The 14,684-nt window shown below is 64.9% G+C and carries 16 protein-coding genes; 6 read left to right on the top strand and 10 right to left on the bottom strand.

Annotation, left to right across the window (positions count from 1 at the left end; translation table 11 throughout):
* Window positions 1-39 precede the first annotated feature (39 nt).
* Entirely contained in the window at window positions 40-441 is a 402-nt protein-coding gene (locus AOA14_RS06535) for a MerR family transcriptional regulator (RefSeq protein WP_003046453.1), read from the bottom strand.
* 174 nt (window positions 442-615) lie between these two features.
* Here AOA14_RS06535 and AOA14_RS06540 point away from each other — a divergent pair, with 174 nt between their 5' ends.
* On the top strand, window positions 616-873 hold the full coding sequence (locus tag AOA14_RS06540; protein ID WP_003046455.1) for a hypothetical protein: 258 nt from the start codon (window positions 616-618) through the stop codon (window positions 871-873).
* Window positions 866-1,093: a GDCCVxC domain-containing (seleno)protein gene (locus tag AOA14_RS19205; RefSeq protein WP_081611194.1), complete on the top strand. Its 228-nt coding sequence runs from the start codon at window positions 866-868 to the stop codon at window positions 1,091-1,093. The genes AOA14_RS06540 and AOA14_RS19205 overlap by 8 nt, the downstream gene beginning before the upstream one ends.
* Window positions 1,094-1,128: 35 nt before the next feature.
* Here the strand turns inward: AOA14_RS19205 and AOA14_RS06545 are convergent, their stop codons facing one another.
* Entirely contained in the window at window positions 1,129-1,542 is a 414-nt protein-coding gene (locus tag AOA14_RS06545) for a MerR family transcriptional regulator (protein WP_003046458.1), read from the bottom strand.
* A gap of 70 nt (window positions 1,543-1,612) precedes the next feature.
* Here AOA14_RS06545 and AOA14_RS06550 point away from each other — a divergent pair, with 70 nt between their 5' ends.
* The 4 genes from AOA14_RS06550 to AOA14_RS06565 all read left to right on the top strand — a co-directional run bounded on the left by AOA14_RS06550 (window position 1,613) and on the right by AOA14_RS06565 (window position 5,729).
* Window positions 1,613-2,254: a cation efflux transmembrane domain-containing protein gene (locus tag AOA14_RS06550; RefSeq protein ID WP_037553278.1), complete on the top strand. Its 642-nt coding sequence runs from the start codon at window positions 1,613-1,615 to the stop codon at window positions 2,252-2,254.
* A gap of 5 nt (window positions 2,255-2,259) precedes the next feature.
* Complete coding sequence (locus AOA14_RS06555) at window positions 2,260-4,206, top strand: cytochrome c/FTR1 family iron permease (protein WP_003046463.1); 1,947 nt, start codon at window positions 2,260-2,262, stop codon at window positions 4,204-4,206.
* A gap of 126 nt (window positions 4,207-4,332) precedes the next feature.
* Entirely contained in the window at window positions 4,333-5,022 is a 690-nt protein-coding gene (locus AOA14_RS06560; RefSeq protein WP_003046466.1) for a helix-turn-helix transcriptional regulator, read from the top strand.
* Between the two features lie 47 nt (window positions 5,023-5,069).
* Window positions 5,070-5,729: a class I SAM-dependent methyltransferase gene (locus AOA14_RS06565; RefSeq protein WP_037553277.1), complete on the top strand. Its 660-nt coding sequence runs from the start codon at window positions 5,070-5,072 to the stop codon at window positions 5,727-5,729.
* A 27-nt stretch (window positions 5,730-5,756) separates the two neighbouring features.
* Here AOA14_RS06565 and AOA14_RS06570 read toward each other — a convergent pair whose 3' ends face one another.
* The 8 genes from AOA14_RS06570 to AOA14_RS06605 form a co-directional block, all read right to left on the bottom strand.
* Window positions 5,757-6,062 (bottom strand): hypothetical protein, encoded by a 306-nt coding sequence (locus AOA14_RS06570; RefSeq protein ID WP_003046472.1) that lies wholly within the window; start codon window positions 6,060-6,062, stop codon window positions 5,757-5,759.
* Window positions 6,063-6,253: 191 nt separating this feature from the next.
* Complete coding sequence (locus tag AOA14_RS06575) at window positions 6,254-6,898, bottom strand: DsbA family protein (protein WP_003046475.1); 645 nt, start codon at window positions 6,896-6,898, stop codon at window positions 6,254-6,256.
* Window positions 6,895-7,329, bottom strand: coding sequence for a disulfide bond formation protein B (locus tag AOA14_RS06580; protein WP_003046478.1), 435 nt, complete (start codon window positions 7,327-7,329; stop codon window positions 6,895-6,897). The genes AOA14_RS06575 and AOA14_RS06580 overlap by 4 nt, the downstream gene beginning before the upstream one ends.
* Complete coding sequence (locus tag AOA14_RS06585; protein WP_003046480.1) at window positions 7,326-7,811, bottom strand: SRPBCC family protein; 486 nt, start codon at window positions 7,809-7,811, stop codon at window positions 7,326-7,328. The genes AOA14_RS06580 and AOA14_RS06585 overlap by 4 nt, the downstream gene beginning before the upstream one ends.
* 13 nt (window positions 7,812-7,824) lie before the next feature.
* On the bottom strand, window positions 7,825-11,004 hold the full coding sequence (locus AOA14_RS06590; RefSeq protein WP_003046483.1) for an efflux RND transporter permease subunit: 3,180 nt from the start codon (window positions 11,002-11,004) through the stop codon (window positions 7,825-7,827).
* Window positions 11,005-11,048: 44 nt separating this feature from the next.
* Window positions 11,049-13,589 carry a heavy metal translocating P-type ATPase gene (locus AOA14_RS06595; protein ID WP_003046486.1) on the bottom strand — a complete coding sequence of 847 codons (2,541 nt, stop codon included), beginning with the start codon at window positions 13,587-13,589 and terminating at the stop codon, window positions 11,049-11,051.
* A 190-nt stretch (window positions 13,590-13,779) separates the two neighbouring features.
* The gene (locus AOA14_RS06600) at window positions 13,780-14,250 is read right to left on the bottom strand and encodes an SRPBCC family protein (protein WP_003046490.1); all 471 of its coding nucleotides are present in this window, start codon (window positions 14,248-14,250) and stop codon (window positions 13,780-13,782) included.
* Between the two features lie 81 nt (window positions 14,251-14,331).
* A complete protein-coding gene (locus tag AOA14_RS06605) occupies window positions 14,332-14,676 on the bottom strand; it encodes a DUF190 domain-containing protein (protein ID WP_003046493.1) in 345 nt (114 codons plus the stop codon).
* Window positions 14,677-14,684: the final 8 nt, after the last annotated feature.

The following is a 14,684-nucleotide window of genomic DNA, read 5'->3' on the forward strand; positions in this document are numbered from 1 at the left end:
CTGCTTTGGGGCGCTGGCGGAAGACGGCTGTACTCGAACCTAGTCGGACAGCGCCTCCAGAAGCGGGCAGCCCCCGGCATCGCCGGCGCCGCACGCCTCGACAAGATCGCCCAAGACAGCGGCCATCCGGTCGAGGTCGGCGCGCTTGGCGAGGACGTCGGCAAGCTGGCTCTCGGCCATATGGCGCGCCTGATCGCAGCTATGGCCGCCGCCTTCGGCAAGAAGGAGCAAAGTCCGGACCGTATCGAGGGGAAACCCCAGTTCGCGCGCGCGGCGCACAAATGCAAGGCGCCGCACACCAGCTGAATCATAACGGCGAAATCGCCCGTACCGGACCGGCGCGGGCAGAATGCCGATGCGCTCATAATAGCGGATCGTCTCGATATTGCAGCCGGTAAGCCGAGAAAGCTCGCCGATGGGGATGGTGCTTGAGGGGGCCATTGCGATTCCGCTTGCATCTGTAGTCACTACAGATGGTAGACTTGCCGCTACCGCGAAACAAGGAGTTTGAATTTGGCTGGAGATGCAAGGCGTCCAAAAGGATTTGGGGCCATTTCGCTGGCGCTTGGCGGGATCGCATCGGGCTTTCTCGCAGCCACCTGCTGCGCCCTCCCCATGCTGCTGGCCTCGGCGGGGCTCGGGTCCGCCTGGCTCGTCGGCATAGCGGTCCCGGCCGCGCCCTACCGGCTCTGGTTCGTCGCATTCGGCGCAATTTCGCTCGTCGCCGGTGGCGTCCTGCTGGCGCGCCAGCAGATGCGCGCGGCGCGCTGCGGCGCCGATGGCCTGTGCGTGCCCGCGTCGCTGCGCTTTGTGACCCTGATCGGACTGCTCCTCGCCGCCGTCCTCCTCTGGCTCGGCTATCGCTATGCTTGATCCCTCGCCGGTCCTGCAATCGACGCTGACGTGTCCGCTCTGCGGTCAAATCGCCGACGAAATCATGCCCACCGATGCGTGTCAGTATTTCTACGACTGCAAGGGATGCGGCGCGCTGCTCAAGCCGCTGCCAGGAGACTGCTGTGTCTTCTGTTCCTATGGCACGGTACCCTGCCCGCCAATACAGGTTGACGGCGGCAAGGGCAGTTGCTGCGGCTGAGCCGCAAGCCGCCGACAGTCCCGATAGCGCGGCGGCTAGGCATTTCCGGCGGCGATGGCCTCGATGACCCGGCAATCCGACACCGGCCCGCCATCGCAGAGCTGGACGATACGGGCAAGTTCAGCACGGAGCCGCGCCATCCGTTCCAGCTTTTCATCGACATCGAGCAGGTGACGCGCCGCAACTGCGCGGATTTCGGCGCAGTCCTGCCCCGGCCCCAAGGCCAGCGCCGTCAACGACCGGATTTCATCGATCGAAAAGCCGAGGCCGCGGGCATTGCGGATGAATGCGAGGCGCCCGACATCCTCATCCCCGTAGGTGCGCCGGCCAGAGGCTGTGCGCGCTGCGCAAGGCAGCAATCCGATATCCTCATAGAAGCGGATCGTGTTTACCTTGGTGCCGGTGCGTTTCGCCAGGCCGCCGATCGGCAGCCGCGTGTCGCGCGCCATCTCCCTTCCTCTCAGTCTCGTTTCGATTTCAGCTTGCTTCTACAGTTACTGTAGAATGTAGAACAGGGGAATGAGCAACGACAGCAATTGCGGCTGCACGGGCGACACCGTCAGGGCCGAACGCGATCCCGCCTATCGAAGGGCCTTGTGGATCGTCGTAATTCTCAATCTCGGCTTCGGCGCGATCGAGATCGTCGGCGGGTTCATCGCCAACAGCCAGGCGCTGAAAGCCGACTCGCTCGACTTTATCGGCGACGGCACGATCACGTTGGCCGGCCTCGTCGCGATAGGCTGGACTGCGCTCGCCCGCACGCGTATCGCCTTAGCCCAAGGCCTGTTCCTGCTGTCGCTTGGCATAGGGGTCATCGGCGTCGCGCTGTGGCGTGCCCTGACCGCGGTTCCGCCCGAAGCCGAGCTGATGGGCGGCATCGGCGCCGCCGCCCTCCTCGTCAACCTCACCTCGGCCGCGGTCCTCTCGCGGTTCCGCGAAGGCGACGCCAATGTCCGGGCGGTGTGGCTGTTCAGCCGCAACGACGCGATCGCCAATGTGGCGGTGATCATCGCCGCCGGCCTCGTCGCATGGACCGGGCAAGCCTGGCCCGACCTTGCAGTCGCCGCCATCATTGCCACGCTTTTCCTGCATTCGGCCTATGAGATTCTACGCAGCGCGCGGACCGAATTGCGCGAACTGTCGACTGTGCCCGGACAATAGGGCCAATGCCCCCCGCCCGCCGCTTTCTCTCTCTGCTGATCGCGCTCGCTGCAATCTGCGGCCTCGTCGTGCCGACGGCACAGGCCCGCACTGATGCCGGCGAAGTCCAGACCATCTGGCGCCTGCTGGACTATGTTGCGGTCGACTATGGTGGAGCGGTCTCGAATGGCGCGGTGACGAGCACGGTCGAATATGCCGAGATGACCGAGTTTTCCGCCACCGTTCGCAAGGGGATCGAAGCGCTTCCGGTATCCCCGGCGCGGGCTCGCCTTGTCAGTGAAGCGGGACAACTCCAGACGGCGATCGCATCGAAGGCGGACCCCGGCAAGGTGGCTGGCCAGGCGCGCGGACTCGCGGCGGACCTCCTCGCCGCCTACCCTGTGCCCCTCGCGCCGCGCAACGCTCCAGATCCCCGGCGCGGAGCCCAAGTCTATCTGGAAAATTGCGCCAGCTGTCACGGCGCGCGCGGCGATGGCAATGGACCTCAGGCCAAGGGGCTCGACCCGGCACCTATCGATTTCACCGACGCCGGACGCGCTCGCAAGCGCAGTCTGTTCGCGCTCTATCAGGTGATAGGACAGGGGCTCGAAGGCACGTCCATGCCCAGTTTTGCCCATTTGCCCTCCGACGACCGCTGGGCGGTAGCAGCCTATGCCGGTGGATTTGCCTTTCGCGACGTCGCAGCCGGCCGGCGTGTCTGGAACCAGACCCCTGCGGCGCGCGAACTGGTCCCCGACCTGCAAGCCTTCACGAGTCTCAGCCCGGAAGTGCTTGGTCGTGGGCTGGGATCGGAGCAGGCCGACGCGCTTACCGCCTATTTGCGCTCAGATCCCCAAGCATTGACAACCGCTTCGCCCGCGACGCTTGCGGTTGCCCGTGACAAATTGGCGCAAAGCCTTGCCGCGTACCGCAAGGGAAATCGGAGCGAGGCAGAGCGTCTCGCGCTGTCCGCCTATCTCGACGGTTTCGAACCGATTGAGCCGATCCTGACGACGCGCGATTCCGCCCTTATGGCGCAAATCGAATCCGCGATGTCCGATTATCGCGTGTCCATCGCGCGAGGTGTGCCGGTCGATGCGGTCGCGGGTAAAGCCGCCGCAGTCGAAACCCTTTTCGCCGATGCCGAAGCTGCACTGTCTCCCGATGCAGCCAGCGACGCATCGACCTTTGTCGGGGCGCTTACCATCTTGCTGCGCGAGGGTCTCGAAGCGCTTCTGATCATCGTGGCGATGATCGCTTTCTTACGAAAGGCCGAACGGCCTGAGGTCCTACCCTATGTCCATGGCGGCTGGATCGCAGCCCTGGCAGCCGGCGGCGCAACCTGGGCAGTCGCGACCTATGCAATCTCGATCAGCGGAGCGAACCGCGAGTTGACAGAGGGATTTGGCTCGCTTTTCGCCGCAGTCGTTCTCGTCTGGGTCGGCATCTGGATGCACGGAAAGTCACATGCGGAGAGCTGGCAGCGCTATATTCGCGAAGCGATGGGCAAAGCGCTTTCACGTCGCTCGGCCTGGTTCCTGTTCGGGCTCGCTTTCCTCGTGGTCTATCGGGAAGTCTTTGAGACCATCCTGTTTTTCGCAGCTCTCGCCGCGCAAGGAAGCCGCAGCGCGATCGCCGCCGGAGCCGGAACCGCAGTGGTGATCCTGGCAGCAATCGCATGGGTCATGCTTCGTTACAGCCGGGTCCTGCCGATCGGAAGATTTTTCGCTTACAGCTCTTCGCTCATCGCTATCCTCGCGGTTGTCCTGGCCGGCAAGGGCGCGGGCGCGCTACAGGAAGCCGGCCTCCTCGGCATCACCCCGCTAGCTCATTTTCCCCGCTTCCCGGCGATGGGGATATTTCCTTCGCTCGAACCGTTGTTGCTCCAGCTTCTCGCGCTTGCAATCCTCTGGATCGGCTATCGTTACAACAGTCGGCAACATCGCCGCATCGAGACAGCGCCCGGTCGATGAGGGGAATCATCACGGGGTCGGCGCACTCCTCCTTGGCCGTAAGACGGCTTCCGAAAAGAGCCTCCGAGCCAGAGTGCTTACCCGGCGCCCGTTACGCACACGAGTTAGGCCTGCTATTGCGACCCGATGCCCGAAACGTCCAACTGGAACGGCCGACTTAGCCTCGGCGACTATCATGCTCTCTGGTCGGGTTCGGTTGGCGATGCCGCCGCGCACCGCCATTTTGCGGCGCAGGCAGTGTTTTGTGCCGAGCCGCTTACCGTGGTCGATGCTGATGGCGCGCGCCTGTCGGGGCGTTGCTTGCTCATCGAACCCGATACCGTGCACCGGCTGCTCCCCGCGCCCACGGCTGAATTATGGTTCGTCGAGCCGACAGTGGTCTTCGGTCCGCCGGTAGATCTGAAAGACCGGCTGATCTGCTCCGATCCGATTCATGTCGCGCTGCCGGGACAGCGGTCCTTCTGGAAAAACTGGCTCACGCGAGGCGCCCGACCCCCGCTCGATCCGCGCATCACCCGCGCCGCCGCCTCGATTGACCGCCTGATCCCCATGGGCTCTGTCCGTCTCGCGGCTGTGGCGGAGGAGAGCCGCCTTTCGCTCGGCCGCTTCCGGCATCTCTTTGCCGCCGAGATCGGCATGCCCTTCCAGCGCTTTGTGCTCTGGCGAAGGTTGATTATCGCCTTCGACGAATTGGGAATGCGCCGCAGCGCGACCGAGGCCGCACACATGGCAGGGTTCAGCGACAGCGCGCATTTCGCCCGCACGATCAAGGCGATGTTCGGTATCCGGGCAAGCGACCTTTTCATCGAATCATAGCCTCTCCGTTCAAGCCGGTGCGTGATCGCGCCTGGTAGAGGCGCATCATGTCAGACGCACACAGAGACTTCGTCCCGGCACTCGGCAAGAGCGGATCGCTCGACCGCTACGATGCCGCCATAGCCCTCATGACCAGAGAGAAAAGATGGCGAAGCGACTTGCTGCGCTTCGCCGAACCGCGGCCGGGCGAGCGGATCGTCGATATCGGGTGCGGCACGGGAACCTTTGCGATCGCCCTCAAGCAGGCGGCGCCGGAGAGCATCGTTCTGGCGGTCGATCCCGACCCCGCCGTGCTGGAAATCGCGCGCGCCAAGGCTGAGGTTGCCGATGCCGAGATTCGATGGTTCGAGGCTATGGGCGACGAGCTGGACGGCATCGACGCACTCCGGCAATGCGACAAGATCGTATCGAGCCTGGTCCTTCACCAGTGCCCGATGGCCGTTAAGGAAGCGATTGCCGCGCAGATGTTCAGGCTCCTGAGGCCGGGCGGGACCCTTTTCATAGCCGACTATGGCGAGCAGCGCTCGCTGCTGATGCGCATGCTTTTTCGACAGATCCAGCTGCTCGACGGGTTCGAATATACCGAACCCAACGCTAAGGGCTGCGTCCCGGTGATCCTTAAAGCCGCGGGTTTCGAGGCGGTCGAAGAGATGAGAGTCATCCCGACGCCGACCGGCTCGATTTCAATCTATGGGGCGAAGCGGTAGTTTCTCGCCCGGCCCGCGCGGTCGCGGCTAGCCGCGCCAGTGACGCCCGCGGTGATGGTGGTGCATCCGGCGCTTCTGATAGCGCCGCTCGTAGCGGTCCCGCCGTTCATAGCGGCGATCATGGCCGCGGTAGTAGGGATCGTAGCCACGATAGCCACGATCATAGCCATAATTGGGCACGCCGTGGCGTGAGGAACGATAGTCGCGGTCATGACCACGTGGCGCGTCATGTCCGCGGCTATATCCCCCGCGATCGCCATGGTGCTGGGCAAGCGCTGTTCCGGGGAGCGCGAAGGCGAGCATCGCGGCCGCGATCGTCATCAGTTTTCGCATGTCAGTCTCTCCTTTTCGTGGCGTTCAAAATCCCCCTTCATGTTTGAATGCGCTGTGAATATTGGCTCCGATGCTGCCGATCGGACGGTGACCCGGCGTCTCCATGCGACAGGCCGATGGCGGGAGAGACAGTATCGCGCCGCATGGTGGGCACCCGTCCCGCGTGGACGAAGCGGGACGGGTGCGGGCCCTCATTTGCCCTTTGCCGCTACCGCGGCCTGGACTCGGGCCTCGACCTGTTCGGGGCTCGGCTGGACGAGCATCTCGCCATTGACGAAGAAGGTCGGCGTGCCCCGGACGCCGACCGCACGCGCGTCGGCGATGTCCTGCTCCATCCAGGCCATCGCATCGGTTGTCGGCATCGCGCGCGCCTTCGCGACATTGAGGCCGGCCTTCTCGGCGGCCGCCCAGGCACCGTCCATCTTGCCGTCGTGCCATTCGGGCTGCGCTTCGAGCAGGGCGGCCGTCACCGGCTCGAGCTTGCCCTGGACGCGGGCGGCTTCGAGGATCACGATCGCCTCGGCCGAGCCGGGGTGCAGCGGCAGGTAGCGCATAACGAGACGCACATCCTTGGGATATTTGGCAACGATGCCCTTCACCGTGGGATAGAAGGCGCGGCAGGCCTCGCACGACGGGTCGAAAAATTCGACGATGGTGACCGGGGCATTTTTCGGTCCGATGATCGGCGAATGCGGGCGAATGAGGCTGTCGACGGGCCCCGCCACGACCTTCTTCGTGGGTTCGCCCTCGGCGGTTCCGCTGTAGAGCATCGCGCCGCCGGTGAAAGCGAGTGCGGAAACGACAAGCGTGGCCACCACTCCGATGCGTTTGTTCATGATTTCAGTCTCCTTTGGAAGTTGAGCAAGAGGGTGAGGATGAGCGCGAACGCGGTCAGCGACGGGAGGGGCAGCGGCACGCCTCCGATTGCCATGCTCTCTCCCGAGCATGATGGACCGCCGGTGCAGGGGACGATCGGGGCCGGAATGACGCCGACGTAGAGCAGGCTATGATAGAAAGCGACGAGACCACCGCCCGCAGCCAGCGCCAGCCCATAAGGAACGATGGCGCGGTCCGACCTGAACGCCGCGATGCCGAGAATGATCGCAAGCGGGAACATGAAGCTACGCTGGAACCAGCAGAGGTCGCACGGCGCCTGGCCCATGACCTCGCCGACGAAGAGGACGGCCAGGCTCGACAGGAGGGCGATTGCCCAGGCCGCGCCGAGCGGACGCCATTTGTGCGGCGCGAGCAGCGGAAAGCTCGTCATCGCCGGCCACCTTTGAACTTGGACTTGGGCCGTCGCGGCGGCGGTGGCGGCTTGCTGTATTTGGACTTGAGGTAGCTGAGCAGGATGCCGTCGATCGACGCGATCATTCGCTGGAAGCTGGTCTTGATGCCGGGAAGCCGGAGCCAGGCAAAGGGCCCGCGGCAACGATAGCGGTGAACGAACTTCGTCCCGCTCGCCGTCGGCGTCAGGATATAACTCTCCTCGAACTGGAGGATGAAGCTCGGCTTGACGTCGAGTATCAGCTCCTCGCCCGGGCGCGCGGAGAGCACCGCCGCGGAGACTTCGAGAAACTTGGGCTTGTGCGGATCCATGCGCATCGAATAGCGGATCGCGATCGGGTCCTCGGCAAGCTGCTCGATCCGGACATAGGGATTCCAGATCCGGTGGTTCTCGAAATCGCCGAGGACCGCCCATATCTGCTCCGGACTATAGGGGAGGTCATGCTCCCGCTCGAACTCCATCAGCTTAACTCCTCTATCGATCGGCCGCCGGGCTTTGCCCCGCGCCGATGTCGGTGACGCCCGCAGGCGATGGGTCGGCGTGCGCGCCGCCCGTCGTGAACCAGCGGCGCAAGCGCGGGACCATCCGGCGTTCGAAGCCCGCCGCGAGGCTGAAGGACGCCGGCACGATCAGCAGTGTCAGCATCGTCGACAGGATGAGCCCGCCGATCACCGTGACCGCCATCGGCGCGCGCCATGCGCCGTCGCCGGTGAGCGACAGCGCGGTCGGGATCATGCCCGCGACCATCGCGACCGTGGTCATCAGGATCGGCTGCGCGCGCTTGTGTCCGGCGTCGACAATCGCCTCGTCGCGCGGCACCCCCGACGCCATTTCCTCGATCGCGAAGTCGACGAGAAGGATGCTGTTCTTGCCGACGATACCGAGCAGCATCAGCACGCCGATGAACACGGGAAGCGAGAGCGGATAGCCCGTCAGCAGCAACGCGACCGCCCCGCCGAGCGGGGCGAGCAGAAGCGAGCCCATGTTGACGAAGGGCGGGATGATCTTGCGATAGAGTAGGATCAGCACAGCGAGCACGAGAAAAATCCCCGATACGACCGCGATCGCGAAGTTGCGCAGCATCTCGGCCTGCCACTTGGCGCTCCCGAGTACCAGCCGCGTGACCCCGGCGGGCAGCGCCTTGAGCGCCGGCAGCGCCTCGACCTTGTCCATCGCCTGACCGGTCACGAGACCCGGAGCCAGGTCGGCCCCGATGGTGAGCTGGCGCACCTGGTTGGTCCGATTGATCTGGGTCGGGCCGGCGCCGAAGCCGATCTCGGCCACAACCGAGAGCGGCACCGTTCCCCCGTTCCGGGTCGGAACAGGCATATTGCGCAGCGTATCGAGCCGCTCGCGCGCGGTTTCCGCAAGCGCGACGCGAACGGGGATTTGCCGGTCGGACAGCGAGAATTTCGCGCTATTCTGGTCGATCTCGCCCAATGTCGCGACGCGGATCGACTGGCTGAGCGCCTGCGTCGTCACGCCGAGCTGCGCCGCGAGCGCGAAGCGCGGGCGAATGACGATCTCGGGGCGCTGAAGATTGCCCTCGACACGCGGCGACCGGATTTCCTTCACGCGGGCCATCTCGGCAAGCAGCCGGTTGCCGACATCTTCGAGCTTCTTCGGGTCGTCGCTGCCGAGCGTGATCGAGATGTCGCGGCTGCTGCCGCCGCCGCCGCCATGCTGCGACTGGAAGTTGATTCGGGCATCGGGAACCTGCGCTAGCCGCGGCGCGCGGTCCTTTTCGAACTCGGTCGAGGTCAGCTCGCGGTCCTTGCGCAATTTCAGATAGACCGTCGCCGTGCCGACATCGATCCGCGACAGGGCGGATTCGACGAGCGGGTCGCGCTTCATGAGATCGGTCACCTCGTCGGCCACTGCCTCGGTCTGTTCGAGCGTTGCGCCCGGGGCGAGCTGGATGGCCACGCGGCTCGTGTCGGAATCGATCGACGGCTGGAAGGTCATCGGGAGCAGCGAGAAGCTGAAAATGGTCGCAAAGAGCGCCAGCACACCGATGCCGACCACCCAGACGCGATGGTCCTTGATGTAACCGAGCCATTTCCAGCGCCCGCCGCGCGCACGCGCGGCAGCGGCCCCGCTGGTGTCGAGGCTCCAGCGCAAGATGCGCATATAGGTGTCGATCAGCGGGCCCTCGCCATGCTTTTGCGGACCCTGCGCAGAGAGAAAATAGGCGGCGAGCATGGGTGTGATCATGCGCGCGACCGCGAGGCTCATCAGCACCGCGGCCACGACCGTCAGTCCGAAATTCTTGAAATATTGCCCGGCGACGCCCGGCATCAGCCCGACCGGCAGGAACACCGCGACGATCGTCATGGTTGTCGCGAGCACCGCGAGGCCGATCTCGTCGGCCGCATCGATCGAGGCCTGATAGGCCGATTTGCCCATCCGCATGTGGCGCACGATATTCTCGATCTCGACGATCGCATCGTCGACCAGCACGCCGGCAACGAGGCTGAGCGCGAGCAAGGTCATCATGTTGAGCGAGAAGCCCATGAGGTCCATGAACAGGAAGGTCGGGACCGCCGACAGCGGGATGGCGAGCGCCGAGATCAACGTCGCCCGCCAGTCGCGCAAGAAAAGGAAGACGACGACGACCGCGAGGATCGCGCCCTCGACCATCGCATTGATCGCCGAATGATATTGGCCTTTGGTATATTCGATATCGCTGAACAGCTCGGTGAATTTGACCTTGGGGTTTTCCTTCTCGAGTTTTCGCAGCTCCTCGACCGCAGCGTCATAGACGGTCACATCCGAGGCGCCCTTGGCGCGCTCGAAGCCGAAGGTCAGCACCTGCCGCCCGTCCTGCTTCGAGACCGAGCGCTGCTCGGCGTAGAGATCCTTGACCTCGGCGATATCGGCGAGGCGCACGGTCCGGTTCGTCCCGACCGAGATTAGCGTCTCGCCGAGCGCGTTGGCGCTGCTCGCGTTCCCGAGGATACGCACCGCCTGCTCGGAGCCCGCGACCTCCATCCGGCCGCCGGCCGCATTGACATTGAGCTGGACGAGCTGGGTGTTCACCGCGGCGGCGGTAAGGCCGTAGGCGCGCATGCGTTCGGGGTTGAGGATGACGCGGATTTCGCGGCTGACGCCGCCCCGGCGATAGGCGTCGCCCATGCCGGGGACCGCGATCAGCCGCTTCGCGACGACATTGTCGACATACCAGCTCAATTCCTCGAGCGTCATATCGGTGGCCGAAGCCGACCAATAGGCAAGCGTGTTGCCCGAGGTAGAGAGGCGGATAACCTGCGGTTCGAGGATGCCGTTCGGCAGGTTGCTGCGGATCTGGGTGATCTTGTCGCGAATGTCAGTCACCGCCCGGTCGATCGGCGTGCCGATCGCGAACTGGACGAAGGTCTGCGACTGGCCTTCGGTAACCGTCGAATTGAGCTCGTCGATCCCCTCGATCGTCCGCACCGCCGCCTCGACACGCTGCGTGACCTGCGTTTCGAGTTCGGTGGGCGCGGCGCCCGGCTGGGCGATGATGACGATGGCGCCCGGAAAATCGATGTCGGGATCGCTCTGGACCCCCATCATGAGGAAGGAGACGATGCCCGCCACCGTCAGACCGAAGAACATGACGAGCGGCGGGATCGGGTTCCGGATGGACCAGGCCGAGATATTCTTGAAGTTCATCCTCTCTCCCCCTTCCGGTTCGATCCCACCGCGACTGTGCGCCCTCAGCCCATGCTGCGATCGCGATAGGCGAGCAGGCGAAGCGCGTTGGCGACGACGACGAGGGTCGAGCCTTCGTGCGCCGCGACCGCCGCACCGATTCCGAGTCCGAAGATCGTCGCCGGCACGAGGACCACGACGACGCCGAGGCTGACCACCAGATTCTGGCGGATGATGCGGCGCGTCTGGCGGCTAAGTCCGATCGCGAACGGCAGATGAGCGAGGTCATCGGCCATCAGCGCGACGTCGGCGGTTTCGAGGGCAACATCGGACCCCGCGGCGCCCATCGCGATCCCGACGGTGGCGCTCGCCATCGCCGGTGCGTCATTGACGCCGTCACCGACCATGGCGACCGGCTGCTGCGCCTTGAGGTCGCGAATGGCGTCGACCTTCTGATCGGGCATCAGGTCGCCCCAGGCCTCGTCGATCCCGACCTCGGCGGCAATCGATTCCGCGACCTTCTGGTGATCGCCCGAAATCATGATCATCCGGCCGATGCCGAGCTCGCGCAGTTTGGCGATCGCGGTGCGCGCCGCTTCGCGCGGCGTGTCCATCAGACCGATCGCGCCAAGATCGCGGTCGCCCATACGAACGACCATCGTCGTGCGGCCCTGCTCGCGGAGGCCGGCGATCGCAGCCGCCACTTCGCCGCCGATCGGCGCGATGCCGTCGGCACCGAACATTTCGGCCTTGCCGATCAGGACGGTTTCGCCCTCGACCTTTGCCGTGACGCCGCGACCCGTCAGGCTGTTAAGGTCGTCCGCCACCGGTACGCGCGTCGACGTCAGCATGGCCTCGCCATCGCGCGCGATGGCAGCGGCAAGCGGATGATCGCTCAGCCGCTCGACCGCCACCGCGATCCGCAGCAGTTCCTCCTTCGGCACGCCGCTGGCCGGCAGGACGTCGGTGATGCGCGGCTTTCCTTCGGTGAGCGTTCCCGTCTTGTCGAACGCCAGCGCGGTCAGCGAGCCGAGATTTTCGAGCGGGCCACCGCCTTTGACCAGCACGCCGCCGCGCGCCGCACGCGCAACGCCCGACAGGACGGCACTCGGCGTCGCGATCGCGAGCGCGCACGGGCTTGCCGCGACAAGGACCGCCATGGCGCGATAGAAGCTGTCGCGGAACGGCTCGTCGACAACGACCCAGGCGAAGAGCAGGACGAACACAAGCGCGAGCACGCTCGGCACGAAGATGCGCTCGAACTTGTCGGTGAAGCGCTGGGTCGGCGATTTCTGCGTTTCCGCCTCGCTCACCATCTTCACGACCTTAGCGAGCGTGGTATCGGCCGCAAGACGGGTTACCGCGATCTCGATCGCGCCATAGCCGTTGATGGTGCCCGCGAAGACGCGATATTTTGCGTCGAGTGCATCGGGCTTTGCCGCGGCCTGCGCACGATCGGCCACCGGTTCCTTGTCGACGGGGACGCTCTCGCCGGTCACCGGAGCCTGATCTATCGCCGTGCGGCCAACGACGACGAAGCCGTCGGCGGCAAGACGCTCGTTGGGCTTGACGATGACGGTGTCGCCAATCGCCAGCTGCTCGACCGGGACTTCGCGAGCCGTCCCGTCGGCATCCTTCACCGTCGCGGTCTGCGGCGCCAGCTCCGCAAGCGCCTCGATTGCGCGCTTGGCGCGGCCCATGGCATAATGTTCGAGCGCATGGCCGAGGCTGAAGAGGAAGAGGAGCAGCGCGCCTTCGGCCCACGCACCAAGCGCGGCAGCGCCGGCCGCGGCGACGAGCATCAGCGTGTCGATCTCGAAGCGCTTGAGCTTCAGATTCTCGATGGCCTCGCGGACAGTGAACCAGCCACCGAAGCCATAAGCGGCAATATAGAATGCGAGCGGCACCCACTCCGGCGCCGCGGCGAGCTTCTCGATCGCAAAGCCGATGCCGAGGACGAGACCGCACAGCAGCGCGAAGATCAGCTCGGTCCGCTCGCCGAAGATGCCGCCATGATCATGGCCATGGTCGTGGCTATCCTCGCCCGTATGGCCATGTTTGTGATCTGGCCCATGCGCGTGATCCGGACCATGGTCATGGCCATCATCGCCATGTTGGTGGGCGGCTTGTGCCGGGGCAGCCGCGGCGACGGCAGTCGATTTCTGAGTGACGCCCATATCCGAGAGTGTCTTTCTGATCATTTCGATGGAGGTCTCCGAGCGCTGGAACTCGGCGCGCAGCGTACCGGCGGCGCCGACTTCGGCCTCGATCACGCCCGGCATTTCGCGAAGCTTCAGTCCGATCGTCCGCGCGCGACGGGCGTGGCCGACGCCTTCGAGGTCATCCCAGAAGAGATGCTGATACTGGCCGGTGAGCTCGGCACCGGCGCTGCGCGCGAGCTGCCGCACGCGTTCGAGCGGGAGAATATCCGGACGGTAATGGATGCAGAGCTGTGGCGGCGAACCGTCGCTTGAGCGGACAACATGGACCTTGTCGACGCCTTCGCGTCCTTCGAGTTCGCTCGTCAGGCGCGCGACGCAGCGGTCGGCGGTATCGGCGACTTCGGGGAGGAGAAGCGGAATATCGAGCCGCAACTGGTCACTCATGATGCCATCCTTTTCTGTTGGCGGTCGGCAATGCGATCCGGGCGCATGTTAAACGCGCGGCAGGATGAGGTGCGGGAGCCATTGCGGGATGCGACCCGGCTCCCGCACCTCCCTGACAGCCGGAAATCCCTGCCCGTGGTGAGGGGGGCGATTGAGAGGGGCCTCCGACGGCCAGGTTTCGAATTCAAGATCATGCGCGGCGCCCGCTTGGCCGCGCGTAGCGGGACTGAACTGTCGTGCGACGGAGTTGCTGTTCGAGCGCCATGTTCGAGCGCTTGAGAAAAACGCTGCAAACCCGCCGCAGAATGGGATAGCCGAGCCATGAGAAGAGACCCGCGCATTCCAGGCGATGGGTAACCTCCACCCCTTGGCCGAGCTTTTCGAGCCGGTAGCTCTCCTCGATGACGAGCAGCCCGCGCGTGCCTGTCCGCCAGGAGAAGCCCGTCAGCCAGTCGAGGCCGGTTATCCGCCCCTCGGATGCAAATTCCGGACCCCGCTTCCCGCGCGGAGAATAGACATAGCCTACGCGCTCATCATCTCCCGGACGATCGGTGAAACGGAGCGTCGGATGCCAGTCGTCGTACCGCTCGATATCGACGAGCAGTCGCCAGACCCGCCCGATCGGGACCGGCAAGCGGAGCGAGGTGCCTACCGAGAACATCGGAGACCTCCTCGCTCGCACGAGCTGGTCCGCGACGCAGGCCGGGGACCTGCGCCGCGGTGTAGACCGGCAAGATGCCGGTCAGCTCTGAACATCGGGGGGCTCCGCGGCGGATTTCCCGCCGAGGATTTCGACCGCTTCGAGCGTGATGAGCCCGATGTCCGGTATTTCGGTCAGCTGCGCCGCAAAGTCGCGGAGCCGCTGCTCCTCGTCGATGATCTCGATCACGACCGCCCGGTCATTCTCCAGCGCATGCTTGCGGTGGAGATGCGCCGAGCGACCGAAACCGAGAACCGCTTCGAGCACCGTAACGCCTGCCAGCTTTTGCTGGCGAGCGAGTTCGGAAATGAACTCGAAGACCCGCTGATCACCGAAGAAGGCGGATTCATCGGTGTAGATGCGCAAGAGCTTGGATGCTTTTGTCATGACAGTCT

Origin of the sequence: Sphingopyxis terrae subsp. terrae NBRC 15098 (genome assembly GCF_001610975.1) — a bacterium.
GTDB lineage: Bacteria > Pseudomonadota > Alphaproteobacteria > Sphingomonadales > Sphingomonadaceae > Sphingopyxis > Sphingopyxis terrae_A.

What these genes read in the sequence shown, in the direction of transcription:
- AOA14_RS06550 (WP_037553278.1), top strand. Translation starts at nt 1,613, where the DNA reads ATGAGCAACGACAGCAATTGCGGCTGCACGGGCGACACCGTCAGGGCC.
- AOA14_RS06560 (WP_003046466.1), top strand. Translation starts at nt 4,333, where the DNA reads ATGCCCGAAACGTCCAACTGGAACGGCCGACTTAGCCTCGGCGACTAT.
- AOA14_RS06600 (WP_003046490.1), bottom strand. Translation starts at nt 14,250, where the DNA reads ATGTTCTCGGTAGGCACCTCGCTCCGCTTGCCGGTCCCGATCGGGCGG.
- AOA14_RS06590 (WP_003046483.1), bottom strand. Translation starts at nt 11,004, where the DNA reads ATGAACTTCAAGAATATCTCGGCCTGGTCCATCCGGAACCCGATCCCG.
- AOA14_RS06595 (WP_003046486.1), bottom strand. Translation starts at nt 13,589, where the DNA reads ATGAGTGACCAGTTGCGGCTCGATATTCCGCTTCTCCTCCCCGAAGTC.
- AOA14_RS06605 (WP_003046493.1), bottom strand. Translation starts at nt 14,676, where the DNA reads ATGACAAAAGCATCCAAGCTCTTGCGCATCTACACCGATGAATCCGCC.
- AOA14_RS06565 (WP_037553277.1), top strand. Translation starts at nt 5,070, where the DNA reads ATGTCAGACGCACACAGAGACTTCGTCCCGGCACTCGGCAAGAGCGGA.
- AOA14_RS06585 (WP_003046480.1), bottom strand. Translation starts at nt 7,811, where the DNA reads ATGGAGTTCGAGCGGGAGCATGACCTCCCCTATAGTCCGGAGCAGATA.
- AOA14_RS06545 (WP_003046458.1), bottom strand. Translation starts at nt 1,542, where the DNA reads ATGGCGCGCGACACGCGGCTGCCGATCGGCGGCCTGGCGAAACGCACC.
- AOA14_RS19205 (WP_081611194.1), top strand. Translation starts at nt 866, where the DNA reads ATGCTTGATCCCTCGCCGGTCCTGCAATCGACGCTGACGTGTCCGCTC.
- AOA14_RS06570 (WP_003046472.1), bottom strand. Translation starts at nt 6,062, where the DNA reads ATGCGAAAACTGATGACGATCGCGGCCGCGATGCTCGCCTTCGCGCTC.
- AOA14_RS06580 (WP_003046478.1), bottom strand. Translation starts at nt 7,329, where the DNA reads ATGACGAGCTTTCCGCTGCTCGCGCCGCACAAATGGCGTCCGCTCGGC.
- AOA14_RS06555 (WP_003046463.1), top strand. Translation starts at nt 2,260, where the DNA reads ATGCCCCCCGCCCGCCGCTTTCTCTCTCTGCTGATCGCGCTCGCTGCA.
- AOA14_RS06540 (WP_003046455.1), top strand. Translation starts at nt 616, where the DNA reads ATGCTGCTGGCCTCGGCGGGGCTCGGGTCCGCCTGGCTCGTCGGCATA.
- AOA14_RS06575 (WP_003046475.1), bottom strand. Translation starts at nt 6,898, where the DNA reads ATGAACAAACGCATCGGAGTGGTGGCCACGCTTGTCGTTTCCGCACTC.
- AOA14_RS06535 (WP_003046453.1), bottom strand. Translation starts at nt 441, where the DNA reads ATGGCCCCCTCAAGCACCATCCCCATCGGCGAGCTTTCTCGGCTTACC.